Here is a 13,732-nt window from a genome sequence, read left to right as displayed (position 1 = left end):
CGTCAACTCTGCGGGTGTCGGGGCCGTGGCGCATGGAAAGCGCTTCGGCTATCAAGGACTTCGTTTTCCAGATCGGGCGGTGGTCGCCCCTTTCCTGCGGAGCTCTCCGCAGACGCGATCGCTGGTTCATATGCGTAATATAAGGAGTGGGACGCCATGGCGACCGAATCTCGCAGCGAGACGCCCGAAACGGGCCGCGCCTCCTTCGGATTCCGCGATGTCGATGTCGATGCCAAGCAGGGCATGGTCAATGACGTCTTCCACAAGGTCGCCTCGCGCTACGACCTGATGAACGACTTCATGTCGGCCGGCCTGCACCGCGTCTGGAAGGACGCGATGGTGTCGTGGCTGACGCCGCCGCGCAACCGGCCGTTCGAGGTGCTCGACGTCGCCGGCGGCACCGGCGACATCTCGTTCCGCATCGTCGACCGCTCGCACAAATCGGCCCGCGCCACCGTCTGCGACATCAACGCCTCGATGCTCGAGGTCGGCCGAGAGCGCGCGGCGAAACGCGGCCTCGCCGAGCATGTCACCTTCGTCGAGGGCAATGCCGAGGAACTCCCCTTCGAGGACAACCGCTTCGACGCCTATACGATCGCCTTCGGCATCCGCAACGTGCCGCGCATCGACCAGGCGCTGAAGGAAGCCCATCGCGTGCTGAAGCCGGGCGGCCGTTTCCTCTGCCTGGAATTCTCCGACGTCGACGTGCCCGGCCTCGACAAGATCTACGACTTCTATTCGTTCAACCTGATCCCGGCGATGGGCAAGGTGGTGGCGGGCGACGCGGAGAGCTACCGCTATCTCGTCGAATCGATCCGCCGCTTCCCGCATCAGGAGCGCTTCGCCGAGATGATCCGGCAGGCGGGCTTTTCGAAGGTCTCCTACCGCAATCTGACCGGCGGCATCGCCGCCATCCACTCGGGCTGGAAAATCTGACGCAATGGCGCTCGGCATCGCCGCTCTCTTCCGCCTGGCCTCCGCCGGCTTCGTTCTGGCGCGCGAGGGCGCGTTCAGCCTGGTCGACATCGACGACGTGCCGCCGCCGGCGCGGCTTGGCGTGCGCCTCGGCCGCCTTCTGGAGCGCCGCTCCGCCGCCGCCCACGATCGCGGCGAGCGCATCACCGCGGCGCTGAACAAGCTCGGCCCCTCTTATGTGAAGCTCGGCCAGTTCATGGCGACGCGGCCCGATTTCGTCGGCGAGGACGTCGCCGATGCGCTCGGGCGGCTGCGCGACGAGATCGAGCCGTTCGGCGAGCAGGCGGCGCGCGTCGTCATCGAGCGGAATTTCGGCAAGCCGGTCGAGACGATCTTCACCAAATTCTCGCCGCCGATCGCGGCGGCCTCGATCGCGCAGGTGCACAAGGCCGAGGTGATCGAGGCGGACGGCACGACGCGCGCCGTCGCGGTCAAGGTGCTGCGACCCGGCGTCCGCTCGCGCTTCCATCGTGATCTCGAAACCTTCTATGCCGGCGCCAGGCTGGTCGAGCGGCTCGACCCGGCGATGCAGCGGCTGAAGCCGATCGCCGTCGTCGACACGCTGGCGCGCTCCGTCTCGATGGAGATGGACCTTCGCCTCGAGGCGGCGGCCTTGTCGGAAATGGCGGAGCGGACCGAGGGCGACCCCGGTTTCCGCGTGCCAAAAGTCGACTGGGCAAGGACGGCGCGCGACGTGCTGACGCTCGAATGGATCGACGGCGTCAAGCTCTCCGATCCGGCCGGGATCGAGGCGGCCGGGCATGACCGGAAGGAAGTCGCCCGGCGGCTGATGCAGGCCTTCCTGCGCCACGCCATGCGCGACGGCTTCTTCCATGCCGACATGCACCAGGGCAATCTGTTCGTCGACGCGGCCGGCGACGTCGTCGCCGTCGATTTCGGCATCATGGGCCGGCTCGGCCGGGCCGAGCGGCGCTTCCTCGCCGAAATCCTCTATGGCTTCATCCGCCGCGACTATCTGCGCATCGCCGAGGTGCATATGGAAGCCGGCTATGTACCGGCCCGCCATGCGCCGGAAGATTTCGCCCAGGCGCTGCGCGCCATCGGCGAGCCGATCCACGGCCAGCCGGCCAGCGACATCTCGATGGCGAACCTCCTGACGCTTCTCTTCGAAGTGACGGAGCTGTTCGACATGCAGACGCGGCCAGAACTCCTGATGCTGCAGAAGACCATGGTCGTCGTCGAGGGCGTCGCGCGCTCGCTCGATCCGGAATTCGACATGTGGGAAGCGTCGGAGCCGGTGGTGCGGCAATGGATCGAGCGCAATCTCGGTCCGGTCGGCAAGATCGAGGAAGCGGCGACCGGCCTTGGCGAAATCGGCCATGCCGTGACGCGGCTGCCCGTCATGCTGCAGCATGGCGCCCGCATCGCGCAGCAACTGAGCGACGCGACCCGCGACGGCCTGACGCTGTCGCCGGAAACGGTCGAGGCGATCGGCCGGGCCGAGGGACGGGGCAACCGCTGGCTGACGATCGGCGTCTGGCTGGCGGTGATCCTGCTCGCCTGGAATGCGTTCACCTGACGCAGGCCCTGGCCGCGTCGAGAGGATCGGGAGAGGAAGCATGGCGGATTTCGACACGACGTTGGCGGAAAAGCGCATCCTTCTCGTCATCGCGGGCGGCATTGCCGCCTATAAGAGCCTCGACCTGATCCGCCGCCTGAAGGAGCGCGGCGCCCAGGTACGCGTCGTCATGACCCGCGGCGCGACGGAGTTCATCACCCCGCTCGCGGCCGGCGCGCTCGCCAGCGGCACCGTCTATACCGAACTGTTCGACCGCGAGGCCGAGCAGGATGTCGGCCATATCCGGCTCGCGCGCGAGGCCGACCTGATCATCGTCGCCCCCGCCACCGCCGATCTCTTGGCGAAAATGGCCGGCGGCCATGCCGACGACCTCGCCAGCGCCGTGCTGCTCGCGACCAAGCTGCCCGTCCTCGTCGCCCCGGCGATGAACCCGGCCATGTGGGCCCACCCGGCGACGCAGCGCAACGTGGCGCAGCTCGCCGCCGACGGCGTCCGTTTCGCCGGCCCCGAGCGCGGCGAGATGGCCGAGAGCGGCGAGGCCGGCACCGGCCGGATGTCGGAACCGCTCGCCATCGTCGCGGCCGTCGAAACCTTTTTCGCCACCGGCACCGCGCCGACAGGGGACGAGCGCACCAGCGCCAAGCCTTTGAGTGGAAAGCATATTCTGATCACAGCCGGGCCGACGCACGAGCCGATCGACCCCGTCCGCTACATCGCCAACCGCTCCTCCGGCAAGCAGGGCTTTGCCATCGCGGCAGCGGCGGCTGCAGCCGGGGCCCGGGTCACCCTGATCGCCGGGCCGGTCGGGCTCGCCGTTCCCGCCGGCGTCTCGGTCCGCCGGGTCGAGACGGCGCGCGACATGCTCGCCGCCGTCGAGATCGCGCTTCCGGCCGATATCGCCGTCTTCGCCGCCGCCGTCGCCGACTGGCGGCCGGCGCATGAGGCGGCGTCGAAGCTGAAGAAGGACGGCAGCGGAAACGTGCCGCCGCTGCATGTGACCGAGAACCCGGACATCCTCGCCACCATCGCCCACCGCAGGGATGGCCGCCCCGGACTCGTCGTCGGCTTCGCAGCCGAGACGGACGATGTGCTTGAGAACGCGAAGAAAAAGCTCGGCCGCAAGGGCGCCGACGTCATCGTCGCCAACGACGTCTCGCCGGCGACCGGCGTGATGGGCGGCGCGACGAATACCGTGCATCTGGTGACCACCGCCGGCGTCGAGAGCTGGCCGGAACTGCCGAAGGACGAGGTGGCGCGCCGCCTGGTAGACTGGATCGCCGGACAGATTTCGAAGACCTCCTGACGGGGAAGGACGGGGCCATTCGCACGCTCGCGACGATCTTCCGCTGGCTCTGCCGGCTGCTGCTCTGGCTCGTCATCCTGCTGACTGCGGCACTGGTCGGACTCGCCTTCTGGTACCAGCTGCCGCTGCCCGAGACGGCGAAAAAGATCGCCATCGGCGTCTGGGCGCTCTTTGCCCTCGGCGTGCTTTTCCTCGACATATCAAGGCGTTCGTGGATCGTGCGCGGCGCCTATCTGCTGGCGCTCGTCGCCATCGGCATCTGGTGGGTGTCGATCAAGCCGAGCTTCGACCATGAATGGGCGCCTGATGTCGAACACATCGTTACCGGCACGCGCGAGGGCGACATCGTCACGCTGACGAATGTCCGCGATTTCGACTGGGTGAGCGAGACCGAGTTCACGCCGCGCTGGGAGACGCGGACCTATGACCTCGCGAAGCTCGAGACGGTCGACCTGTTCCTCTCCTACTGGTCCAGCCCGGCGATTGCCCACACGCTCGTCTCCTTCGGCTTCGAGGGCGGCGTTCATGTTGTTTTCTCAGCGGAAATCCGCAAGGAGAAGGGCGAGAGCTTCTCGTCGATCGGCGGCTTCTTCAAGGAGTTCGACCTCGCCCTGATCGCCGCCGACGAGCGCGACATCATCCGCCTCCGCACCAATATCCGCGGCGAGGACGTCTATCGTTATCGGATCAAAATGCCCAAGGCCGGCATGCAGGAGTTGTTCTGGTCCTATGTCGAGACCGGCAACCGGCTCGCGACCGTGCCGACCTTCTACAATACCGTCACCACCAACTGCACGACGGTGGTGTTCCGCCTGCTGCGGGCACTCGATCCGGCGTTGCCCTTCGACTACCGCATCCTGCTTTCGGGCTACCTGCCCAGTTATATCTATCAGAATCAAGGGTTTGAGACCGGGCTCACCGAGGCCGAGTTCCGCCGCCGCGCCGCGATCAGCGCGCTCGGCATCGCCGCCGGCGACAGCCCCGATTTCTCCGCCGCCATCCGGGTTAACGACCTTCCTGCCCGTTAGCCCGCCGTTACTATCTTGTTAAGCATGAGGGACCGCGCCGTGCCGCACCAGCCGACGATCGAACTGAAGGTGCTCGACCCGCGCCTCGAAGCCTGGGGCCTGCCCGCCTATCAGAGCGACATGGCGGCGGCGATCGACCTGCGCGCCGCGATCGATGCGCCCGTCGTGATCGAGGCGGGCTCGCCGGCGGTCCTGATCCCGAGCGGCCTCGCGCTCTTCATCCGCGACCCCTTCGTCGCCGCGATGATCCTGCCGCGCTCCGGCCTCGGTCACAAGACGGGATTGGTGCTCGGCAACTCGACCGGGCTGATCGACGCCGACTATCTCGGCCCGATCCTGGTCAGCGTCTGGAACCGCAACGCCGCCGGTACGCCGCCGATCACGATCGAGCCCGGCGACCGCATCGCGCAGATGATGTTCGTGCCGGTAGTGCGGCCGCGCTTCGAAGTGGTGGCCGAGTTCTCGACCGAGACGGCGCGCGGCGCCGGCGGCTTCGGCTCGACCGGCGGCAAATAGCCCGCCGCCCGATCTCGACCGGCCGGGCTGCCTAGACTAGCATTCGGCCTTAAAGCGCAAATGAAACAGGGAGATGCCCGAAAATGGCCGAAGGATCGAACAAGGTAGACGCCCACAAGCGCGGTCGCGGCAAGATCTACGCCTCGATCACCGACACGATCGGCGACACGCCGATCGTCCGGCTGGACCGGCTGGCGAAGCTGAAGGGCGTCGACGCCAACCTGCTGGCCAAGCTCGAATTCTTCAACCCGATCGCGAGCGTCAAGGACCGCATCGGCGTCGCCATGGTCGATGCGCTCGAGGCCGAGGGCAAGATCGTCCCCGGCAAGACCACCCTGATCGAGCCGACCTCCGGCAATACCGGCATCGCTCTCGCCTTCGTCGCCGCGGCGCGCGGCTACCGGCTGATCCTCGTCATGCCGGAGACGATGTCGATCGAGCGGCGCAAGATGCTGAAGCTGCTTGGCGCCGAACTGGTGCTGACCGAGGGGCCGAAGGGCATGAAGGGCGCGATCGCCCGCGCCGAAGAGCTGAAGGCGGAGATCGGTGACGCCGTCATCCCGCAGCAGTTCCAGAACCCGGCCAATCCGGCGATCCACCGCGAGACGACAGCGGAGGAGATCTGGAACGATACCGATGGCGGCATCGACATCCTGATCTCCGGCGTCGGCACCGGCGGCACCATCACCGGCGTCGGCCAGGTCCTGAAGCCGCGCAAGCCGTCGCTGAAGGTGATCGCCGTCGAGCCGACCGAGAGCCCTGTGCTCTCCGGCGGCTCGCCCGCCCCGCACAAGATCCAGGGCATCGGCGCCGGCTTCGTGCCGGCCGTGCTCGATACGGCGATCTATGACGAGATCGTGCAGATCCCGAGCAGCGAGGCGCTGGAGACGGCACGGCTGGTAGCCCGGGTCGAGGGCATCCCGGTCGGCATCTCGTCGGGTGCGGCGATCGCCGCCGCGCTGCAAGTGGCGGCCCGGCCGGAAAGCGCCGGCAAGAACATCGTCATCATCATCCCGTCCTTCGCCGAGCGCTATCTCTCGACCGCGCTGTTCGAAGGGCTGGAATAGCCGCAGACCTCGAAGAGCGGCCGTTCCTCGCCCGTGACGCTGTGCGTCTGGTCGAGAAGCGGCCGCACCTCGATGCTGCCGAAGCGCGCCATCGGGCAGGCGCCGGCGATGGCTACCGCCGCCGCCATGCTGTCCGCCTCGACGATCAGGAAACCGCCGAGGAACTCCTTCGCCTCGGTGTACGGGCCATCGGTGACGGTGGCCCGGCCCGCCCGCACGCGCACGATCGCCGCGCTCGCCGGCGGCTGCAGCGGCCGCGCCAGGATCAGCTGGCCGCTCCGCCGCAGTTCCCAGTCCTGCGCGATCGTCTCGTCGGTGAGACGCGCTTGCTCCTCCTTCGAGAGCGCCGCCATGGCGGCGCCGTCGACATAGACCAGACAGGCATACTGCATCGGAATTCTCCCTGGATGGAGGCGCGCCGGTTGGCGCGGTTCCCTGTCTCTATGGAAACGCTGGACAGCTAAGACCTTGTGTGATCAGCGATATTCGAGGCTCGGATACCAGTCGGTGCCGCGGCCCTCGGGCGTCAGGTCGAGGACCACCCAGAGAGGCATCAAATCCGGCGCGCTGCGCGCGTCCTGGCCCGGATCCGGCGGCACGGCGCCCATCTCGCCGGCCCAGAAATGGCGGATCGTGCCGTCGCGGCGGGTGAAGACGTTGAGACCCGGCGCATCGCCATCCTGGGGATCGACATAGTCGCGCGTATAGTCGCCGCTCAGATCGGAGAAGAGGCGAAGCGCCTTCCAGCCGCGCTCCTGCTTGTAGGCGACGAGACGCTCGATCGGCGAGCGGGCGATCATGACGAAAGCGACGCGCTGGCCGATATCCTCGGCCTCGCCGTCCCAGGCGCTCATCAGCGAGGTGCACATCGGGCACGGGCGCTGGCGCTGCGGCCCGTACATGTAGCTGTAGACGACGAGGGTCTGCTTGTCGCCGAAGAGATCGGCGAACGAGACCGGCCCGCTCTCGCCGACGAAGCGGTAATCCTTCGTCACCGGACCGCCCGGCGGCAGCGCCCGGCGCAGGACGGCGACGCGCTCGAGATGGCGGCGCAACTCGATCTCGGCCGCGAGCAGCTCGTTGCGCGCCTTGCGATAATCGTCGCTCTCGTTCGGCATCCGGACAGGGTTCTGCGCCGCCAGCTCGGCGGCCGGCACCAGCTTTTCGACCGGTTCGAGGATCTGGTCTTGAGCGAGGGTCTGATCTTGGGCCATGGCGTCTTCCCTTCGTGGTTCGTTGAACACGCTCCTGGACGCGAGATCCGGCCGGGCCGAACGCCGCCTCCTCCCCCACTCAACGATCGAACGACGCCCCTATCGACAGGCCCTGCGAGAAATTATTCGGCCCAGCCGGTGTCGGTGGTGAAGGCGATCGTCAGCCAGCGATTGTAGCTTTCGTCGCCGATCGCCTCGCCGATCTCGTCGCGGATCCGGTCCCATGCCTCCAGCCGCTTTGCCGGCCCGTCCTTGGGCACGATGAAATAAAGCTCGATCTGCTTGGCCCGGCCCACCTTGGCAACATAGGCGCGGTAGCCGAGGAAACCATGCCGGGCGACGGTTTCGGCGGCGACCTCGTCGACATGCGCCTTGAGATCGCCCGGCGCCAGAAGCAGCATGTCGGCCACCGCCTGGCGGACCGTGCCGATCGGGATCGGGATGATGGCGAGGCTGATCAAGGCCAGCACGGCCGGATCGATATAGGGTGAAACCCAGGCGAAGCGCGTGCCCTCGACGGCATAGCCGATCAGGAAGGCGATGAGCAGCGCGCCGCTGATCGCGCCGGACATCAGCCAGGAATGGATGTCGAGCTTGATGAAGTCGGACTGGACCCGGCGGTTCGCCCGCCAGTCGAACAGCGCCATGCCGAGACAGAGGAGAAGCGTCGTCGCGGCGTAGAGAATGGCATAGCCGAATTCCAGCTCGCGGCCGCCGGCCTGGATCGAGAGGAGCGCGTTGATCAGCGCGTAGATGGCGACCATGATCAGGATGGTGCCGTTCAGCCCCAACACCATCGGCTCGAGATGCCAGAATCCAACCGTGAAGCGGTTGCGCAATTTTCCCGACAGCGCGTCGCGCTGCGCCGACTGGACGATCAGGTGGGAGACGCCGAGCGCCACCGTCGTCATGGCGGCGTCGGTCAGCGCGAAGACGCCGTCGAAGGCGATCGAGAACGAGCCGGACAGCAGGCCGAAGATGATTCCGAACACCGCGAGCGCGAAGGTCACGACGATCGAGGCGCGCAAGACGCCCTGTTCGCTCAGCATGAAGTCCCCCAAGAGACGAGCACCAACCATTGGCCCGATCCCAACCAAAGCCCGATCCTAGCCAAGTCACGCCAACGGCGCACCAGCCGTGGCGTTCAGCCGGTTCGATTGCGGCGCAAACGTCCGACGGTCTGGCTCCACCGACCCCACCCTCTCGCCGTCATCCCGGGCCTGACCCGGGATCCATTCAGCCGGGTTGATTGCCGCGCGAACCTCCCGAAGGCGCGGCTGTATGGATCCCCGCCTTCGCGGGGATGACGGAGTGCGGGGGGATGGGGGAGCGCGGGAACAAGGCCAGGTGCCGAGGGCGAGCCGGGTGTCGAGGCGGCAAACCGGACGCCGAGGCACGGGCGGTTCTGCCGAGAGCAAACCTCCGACGGCCTGGCCCCAGCGCCCCCACCAGCTCGCCGTCATCCCGGGCTTGACCCGGGATCCATTCAGCCGGGTTCGATCCCGCGCAAACCTCCCGAAGGCGCGGCTGAATGGATCCCCGCCTTCGCGGGGATGACGGAGAGTGAGATGACGTTCGCGGACAAGGCCGGGCGCCGAGGCGCGAGCCGGGTGTCGAGGTGGCGGCCCGGACCGGAGGCACGGGCCGTTCTGCCGAGGACAAGCCTCCTACCGCCTGGCTCCACCGCCCCCCCTCTCGCCGTCATCCCGGGCTTGACCCGGGATCCATTCAGCCGGGTTCGATCCCGCGCGAACCTCCCGAAGGCGCGGCTGCATGGATCCCCGCCTTCGCGGGGATGACGGGGAGTGGGTACTCGGCCGACGCCGCCTTACAGAGCAACAAGGCGAAGCCTTCCGCGTCAGTCGATCGATCATCGAACCCCGCGCCGTTGCTGGAACCGGCCGGCCGACAATTGAGGGAGCGGCCTACCTGCCCTAGAGTTAGCGAAGACTATCCCTGCGTCTCAACCGAATCCCGCGCGCCCGGCTCGCCGCGACGTCAGCCAAGGAGACATGAATGGACTGGATCTTCTGCCGTTCCGTCGCCCGAAAGGCAGGCGTCGCCCTGTCGCTCGCGCTCGGCCTCGCGGCCCTGCCCGCGACGCTCATGCCCCTTCCGGCTCTGGCCCAGACGGAGACGGTCGCCCGCCCCGACGAACAGACGATCCACGACGCCTATGTCTATCTGCTCGGCCGCCTGCTGGTGATCCGGCAGGAGCAGATGGACAGCAAGGCGGACGGCTTCGCCTGGAACACCATCCATTACAACCCGCTCGGCACTGCCGATTTCGTCAATCCCAATTTCGACGTCGCCTATCTCGAAGCCTGGATCGCCACCGACGACGATTCCGGCGTGCTGCTCGAGGTGCCGGAGATTAGGGGCCGCTACTACACGGCGCAGATCCTCGACGAATGGGGCGAGGTGATCGCCAACATCAACGAGCGCACCTTTCCATCAAAGCCGTTCGGCAAGTTCGCGCTGGTGAAGCTGGGATCGACCGTCGCCATCCCGCCGGATGCCGGCCGCATCGAACTGCATTCCGCCAAGGCCAAGCTGCTGGCCCGGGTCGAGATCAAGGGCGATCCGGAGGGGGCGGTCGCGCTGCAGAAGCAGTTCAAGCTGTCGCCGCTCGGCGCCGTCACGCCGGTGCCGGCGCCGGACCGCCCGAACTTCGACAACAAGACGCTGATCGGCGTTGAGGCCTTCGACCATGTCGACGCGGTGTTTTCGAGCGCACTCGACGTCTCGCCGGTCGCGGCGGCGGTGCAGCAGAAGGCGCGCTTCGTCGCCGCCTATGCGGCGTCGAGCCCCGAGGCGCGCGCCGAAATCGACAAGGCCCTGCGCGACGCGATCATTCCCGATTTCGTCAAGAACAGCATCGCCAAAAGCCTGGAGGTCCGCGATGGCTGGGCCATCGGCGACCGCGGCGGCGCCTATGGCAGCGACTATTTCCAGCGGACCACGGCGAACTATGCCGGCATCTGGGCCAACTCCACCGACGAGGTCGTCTACTTCTCGCTGGTCAGCGACGGGGCCGGCAAGCGGGTCGACGGCTCGAAGAGCTATGTCCTCCACTTCCCGGCCGACAGCCTGCCGGCGAAGGTGGTCGACGGCTACTGGTCGGTCATCCTCGTCGGTGTGCCGGACTACCGCGTCGTTCCGAACCCGCTCAAGCGCTACAATTTCAACAGCCACTCCAAGCTCACCGCAGAGGCGGACGGCTCGCTGAAGATCGGCATCGGGCCGAAGCCGGTCGCCGGCGTGCCGGAGGCGAACTGGCTGCCCTCGCCGGAGGGGCATCCGTTCTCGCTCACCTTCCGCGCCTATGTGCCGAAGGCAGCGGTGAAGGAGGGCAAGTGGACGCCGCCGCCGCTGACCGAGCTTCGCTAGCGCCGTGACAGCCGGATCGCCCGCTCCAGAACGCTGAAGACGCGCGCGTCGCCGCATTGCGAGACGTTGAAGCGGAGATAGCTGCCGGCCGTCTGCGAGACGCTGAAGACGTTGCCGGGCGCCAGTATGACGCCCTCGGCGAGCGCTGCGCGGGCGACGTCGGCGGCGTCGAGATCGCCGGGAAGCCGGCACCAGAGGAGCATGCCGGCCTCGGGCTCGATCCAGGGTACGAGCCCGATCCCGCGCAGCCTGGCGCCGACCTCCGCCATGGCGCGGGCCAGCCGAAGCCGCAGCCCGTCCAGATGCTTTCGCGTGCCGCCGTCGCGCAGCAGGCTCAGCGTCAGCTCGGCATTGAGCCGGCCGCCGCCGAAGCTGGTGGCGATCCTCAGATCGACCAGGCGTTCGATCCAGTCCGGCCGCGCCGCGATGAAGCCGCAGCGGGCCGAGGCCGAGAGCGTCTTCGAGAACGAGCCGATCTCGATCACCCGCTCCAGCCCGTCGAAGGCGGCGAGCCGCGGCGCCGGCGTCAGCTCGAAATCGGCGAAGATGTCGTCCTCGACGATCGTGAGCCCGTGCTGCTCGGCGAGCTTCAGGATGCGGTGGGCGGAGACCGGTGAGAGCGTCGCGCCGGTCGGATTGTGGATCGCCGAATTGGTGATGTAGAGGCGCGGCTTCGCCTCGGCGCAGACCTTTGCGAACGCCTCGACATCCGGCCCGGCCGGCGTATAGGGCACGCCGACGATCGTCACGCGATGCGCGCGCAAAAGCGCCTGGAAATTGAAATAGCAGGGGTCGTCGACCAGCACGACGTCGCCCGGGCCGACCAGGAGCCGGCAGATCAAATCGATGCTCTGCGTGCCGGAATCCGTCAGGAGGATCTGGTTTGGCGACGCCTCGACGCCCTTTTCCGCCAGCCGCCGGGCGATCCATTGGCGGAGCTGCGGCAGGCCGAGCGGCGTGCCGTAATCGAACAGCGCCGTCTCGTCGGCGCGCGCGAGGCCCCGGAGCGCCCGGCGCATGCCCGCCTCCGGCATCCAGTCGGGCGGCAGCCAGCCGCAGCCGGGCATCTGGTCGCCCGTCGCCGCGTCGAGCGACTGGCGCGACACCCAGAGCGGATCGATGGCGCGGTCGCGCGGCGGCCCGATCTCCGACAGCGCCAGCGGCGCGGCCGCGCTCGCGACATAGAAGCCGGAGCCCGGACGCGAGCGGATCAGCCCTTCCGCCACCAGCCGCTCATAGGCCTCCACCACGGTCGAGGTCGAGACCTGCAGGGTCTTGGCCAGCGCGCGGATCGAGGGCAGCTTCGCGCCGGCCGGCAGCTGGCGGCTGGCGACGCGGGCTCGGATCGCCGCCATCACCCGCCCGGTCCGCGTGCCGTCTCCGGATATCGCGTCCATCCGTATGGCCTCCGTTGGCATAACAGTTTGCCCGAACTGTACCGCACCGTCTCTGGTGTGACCATGGATTTGGGGGGATAGGTCGTCAACTTGGGGCGCGCCCCCTTTCACCTCTCCCATGGGGAGACTTTGCGCATTCTGCGCCGTTGTCAGGTGGAGCTCGATCTCCATCATCCTGAGGTGCCCGAGCGGAGCTCGGGCCTCGAAGGACGCACAGTCTCGAGGCGCGCCGGATCGATCGCACGACCACTCTGCGTGCTTCGAGACGGCCCTGCGGGCCTCCTCAGCATGATGAGGATGGCGTTGGCAAAGGTCTCCCTTGAGGCGAGAGGTGAGCCGGAGCGCTGGACCTCGTGAGCGCGAAGACGGAGAGACAGGAAGAACATGGACAGGACGACGGACGGCTGGCTCTCGGGCTTCATCGGAGTCGCGATCTTTTCCGGCTCGCTGCCGGCGACGCGGCTTGCCGTCGCCGGCTTCGACCCGGTCTTCCTGACGGTGGCGCGCGCCACGATCGCCGGCCTGCTCGCCGTGGCGCTGCTCGTCGCACTGCGCGCGCCGCGCCCGGCCCGAAGCGACCTCGCGCCGCTCGTCATCGTCTCGCTCGGCGTCGTCGTCGGCTTCCCGCTTTTGACGGCGCTGGCGCTCCGCCATGTCACGGCGGCGCATTCGATCGTCTTCGTCGGCCTGCTGCCGCTCGCGACCGCGCTGTTCGGCGTGCTGCGCGGCGGCGAGCGGCCACGCCCGGCCTTCTGGCTGTTTTCCGGCCTCGGCAGCGCCGCCGTCGCCGGCTTCGCGTTTTCACAGGGCATTACAGCAAGCCCGGCCGGCGATCTGCTGATGCTGGCGGCGATCCTCGTCTGCGGCCTCGGCTATGCCGAGGGCGGGCGGCTGTCGCGCCGGCTCGGCGGCTGGCAGGTGATCTCCTGGGCGCTCGTCCTGTCGCTGCCGCCCATGCTTCTGGTCGCGCTCGTCGTCCGCCCCGAAGATCTCGGCGGGATCGCGACGCCGGCCTGGCTCGGCCTCGCCTATGTCTCGCTCTTCAGCATGCTGATCGGCTTCGTCTTCTGGTATCGCGGCCTGGCGCTCGGCGGCATCGCCGCCGTCGGCCAGCTGCAGCTGCTGCAGCCCCTGATGGGTCTCGCGCTGGCCGCGTTACTCCTCGGCGAACCCGTCTCGACGAGCATGCTCGCCGCGACGGTCGCGGTCATCGCGTGTGTGTTCGGGGCGAAGAGGTTCGCGGGGTGAGAGGGGAGGGGTGAGGATGCGGCACCCCACCCCCCCAAAGCCAAGTTCGTTCAG

The 13,732-nt window shown here is 67.9% G+C and carries 12 protein-coding genes; 8 read left to right on the top strand and 4 right to left on the bottom strand.

The window, feature by feature from the left end; genetic code table 11:
• Positions 1-156: 156 nt before the first annotated feature.
• The 6 genes from ubiE to cysK all read left to right on the top strand — a co-directional run bounded on the left by ubiE (position 157) and on the right by cysK (position 6,429).
• On the top strand, positions 157-936 hold the full coding sequence (gene ubiE, locus AC6HZP_RS01445; RefSeq protein WP_497525099.1) for a bifunctional demethylmenaquinone methyltransferase/2-methoxy-6-polyprenyl-1,4-benzoquinol methylase UbiE: 780 nt from the start codon (positions 157-159) through the stop codon (positions 934-936).
• A gap of 4 nt (positions 937-940) precedes the next feature.
• On the top strand, positions 941-2,515 hold the full coding sequence (gene ubiB, locus AC6HZP_RS01440; RefSeq protein WP_497525098.1) for a 2-polyprenylphenol 6-hydroxylase: 1,575 nt from the start codon (positions 941-943) through the stop codon (positions 2,513-2,515).
• Between the two features lie 40 nt (positions 2,516-2,555).
• A complete protein-coding gene (coaBC, locus tag AC6HZP_RS01435) occupies positions 2,556-3,818 on the top strand; it encodes a bifunctional phosphopantothenoylcysteine decarboxylase/phosphopantothenate--cysteine ligase CoaBC (protein WP_497525097.1) in 1,263 nt (420 codons plus the stop codon).
• A 17-nt stretch (positions 3,819-3,835) separates the two neighbouring features.
• Entirely contained in the window at positions 3,836-4,846 is a 1,011-nt protein-coding gene (locus AC6HZP_RS01430; protein ID WP_497526718.1) for an Lnb N-terminal periplasmic domain-containing protein, read from the top strand.
• 39 nt (positions 4,847-4,885) lie between these two features.
• Positions 4,886-5,362 (top strand): dUTP diphosphatase, encoded by a 477-nt coding sequence (gene dut, locus AC6HZP_RS01425; protein WP_497525096.1) that lies wholly within the window; start codon positions 4,886-4,888, stop codon positions 5,360-5,362.
• An 83-nt stretch (positions 5,363-5,445) separates the two neighbouring features.
• Complete coding sequence (gene cysK / locus AC6HZP_RS01420; RefSeq protein WP_497525095.1) at positions 5,446-6,429, top strand: cysteine synthase A; 984 nt, start codon at positions 5,446-5,448, stop codon at positions 6,427-6,429.
• On the opposite strand, the gene AC6HZP_RS01415 is transcribed toward cysK, so the two are convergent.
• From AC6HZP_RS01415 to AC6HZP_RS01405, 3 genes are all read right to left on the bottom strand, one after another.
• On the bottom strand, positions 6,393-6,821 hold the full coding sequence (locus AC6HZP_RS01415; RefSeq protein WP_497525094.1) for a YciI family protein: 429 nt from the start codon (positions 6,819-6,821) through the stop codon (positions 6,393-6,395). The two genes, cysK and AC6HZP_RS01415, sit on opposite strands and share 37 nt — an antisense overlap.
• An 84-nt stretch (positions 6,822-6,905) precedes the next feature.
• On the bottom strand, positions 6,906-7,643 hold the full coding sequence (locus AC6HZP_RS01410) for a DUF899 family protein (RefSeq protein WP_497525093.1): 738 nt from the start codon (positions 7,641-7,643) through the stop codon (positions 6,906-6,908).
• A gap of 122 nt (positions 7,644-7,765) precedes the next feature.
• Positions 7,766-8,692 (bottom strand): cation diffusion facilitator family transporter, encoded by a 927-nt coding sequence (locus AC6HZP_RS01405; protein ID WP_497525092.1) that lies wholly within the window; start codon positions 8,690-8,692, stop codon positions 7,766-7,768.
• A 967-nt stretch (positions 8,693-9,659) separates the two neighbouring features.
• On the opposite strand from AC6HZP_RS01405, the gene AC6HZP_RS01400 reads away from it, so the two are divergent.
• Entirely contained in the window at positions 9,660-11,033 is a 1,374-nt protein-coding gene (locus tag AC6HZP_RS01400; RefSeq protein ID WP_497525091.1) for a DUF1214 domain-containing protein, read from the top strand.
• On the opposite strand, the gene AC6HZP_RS01395 is transcribed toward AC6HZP_RS01400, so the two are convergent.
• On the bottom strand, positions 11,030-12,451 hold the full coding sequence (locus AC6HZP_RS01395; RefSeq protein ID WP_497525090.1) for an aminotransferase-like domain-containing protein: 1,422 nt from the start codon (positions 12,449-12,451) through the stop codon (positions 11,030-11,032). The two genes, AC6HZP_RS01400 and AC6HZP_RS01395, sit on opposite strands and share 4 nt — an antisense overlap.
• Positions 12,452-12,814: 363 nt before the next feature.
• On the opposite strand from AC6HZP_RS01395, the gene AC6HZP_RS01390 reads away from it, so the two are divergent.
• On the top strand, positions 12,815-13,678 hold the full coding sequence (locus tag AC6HZP_RS01390) for a DMT family transporter (RefSeq protein WP_497525089.1): 864 nt from the start codon (positions 12,815-12,817) through the stop codon (positions 13,676-13,678).
• The last annotated feature ends 54 nt before the right edge of the window (positions 13,679-13,732 follow it).

Source organism: Kaistia sp. SLG-1 (assembly GCF_059699055.1).
This window is presented reverse-complemented; position numbering and strand designations above follow the sequence as displayed.

What these genes read in the sequence shown, in the direction of transcription:
- ubiE (WP_497525099.1), top strand. Translation starts at nt 157, where the DNA reads ATGGCGACCGAATCTCGCAGCGAGACGCCCGAAACGGGCCGCGCCTCC.
- AC6HZP_RS01415 (WP_497525094.1), bottom strand. Translation starts at nt 6,821, where the DNA reads ATGCAGTATGCCTGTCTGGTCTATGTCGACGGCGCCGCCATGGCGGCG.
- AC6HZP_RS01405 (WP_497525092.1), bottom strand. Translation starts at nt 8,692, where the DNA reads ATGCTGAGCGAACAGGGCGTCTTGCGCGCCTCGATCGTCGTGACCTTC.
- ubiB (WP_497525098.1), top strand. Translation starts at nt 941, where the DNA reads ATGGCGCTCGGCATCGCCGCTCTCTTCCGCCTGGCCTCCGCCGGCTTC.
- coaBC (WP_497525097.1), top strand. Translation starts at nt 2,556, where the DNA reads ATGGCGGATTTCGACACGACGTTGGCGGAAAAGCGCATCCTTCTCGTC.
- cysK (WP_497525095.1), top strand. Translation starts at nt 5,446, where the DNA reads ATGGCCGAAGGATCGAACAAGGTAGACGCCCACAAGCGCGGTCGCGGC.
- AC6HZP_RS01410 (WP_497525093.1), bottom strand. Translation starts at nt 7,643, where the DNA reads ATGGCCCAAGATCAGACCCTCGCTCAAGACCAGATCCTCGAACCGGTC.
- AC6HZP_RS01390 (WP_497525089.1), top strand. Translation starts at nt 12,815, where the DNA reads ATGGACAGGACGACGGACGGCTGGCTCTCGGGCTTCATCGGAGTCGCG.
- AC6HZP_RS01400 (WP_497525091.1), top strand. Translation starts at nt 9,660, where the DNA reads ATGGACTGGATCTTCTGCCGTTCCGTCGCCCGAAAGGCAGGCGTCGCC.
- AC6HZP_RS01395 (WP_497525090.1), bottom strand. Translation starts at nt 12,451, where the DNA reads ATGCCAACGGAGGCCATACGGATGGACGCGATATCCGGAGACGGCACG.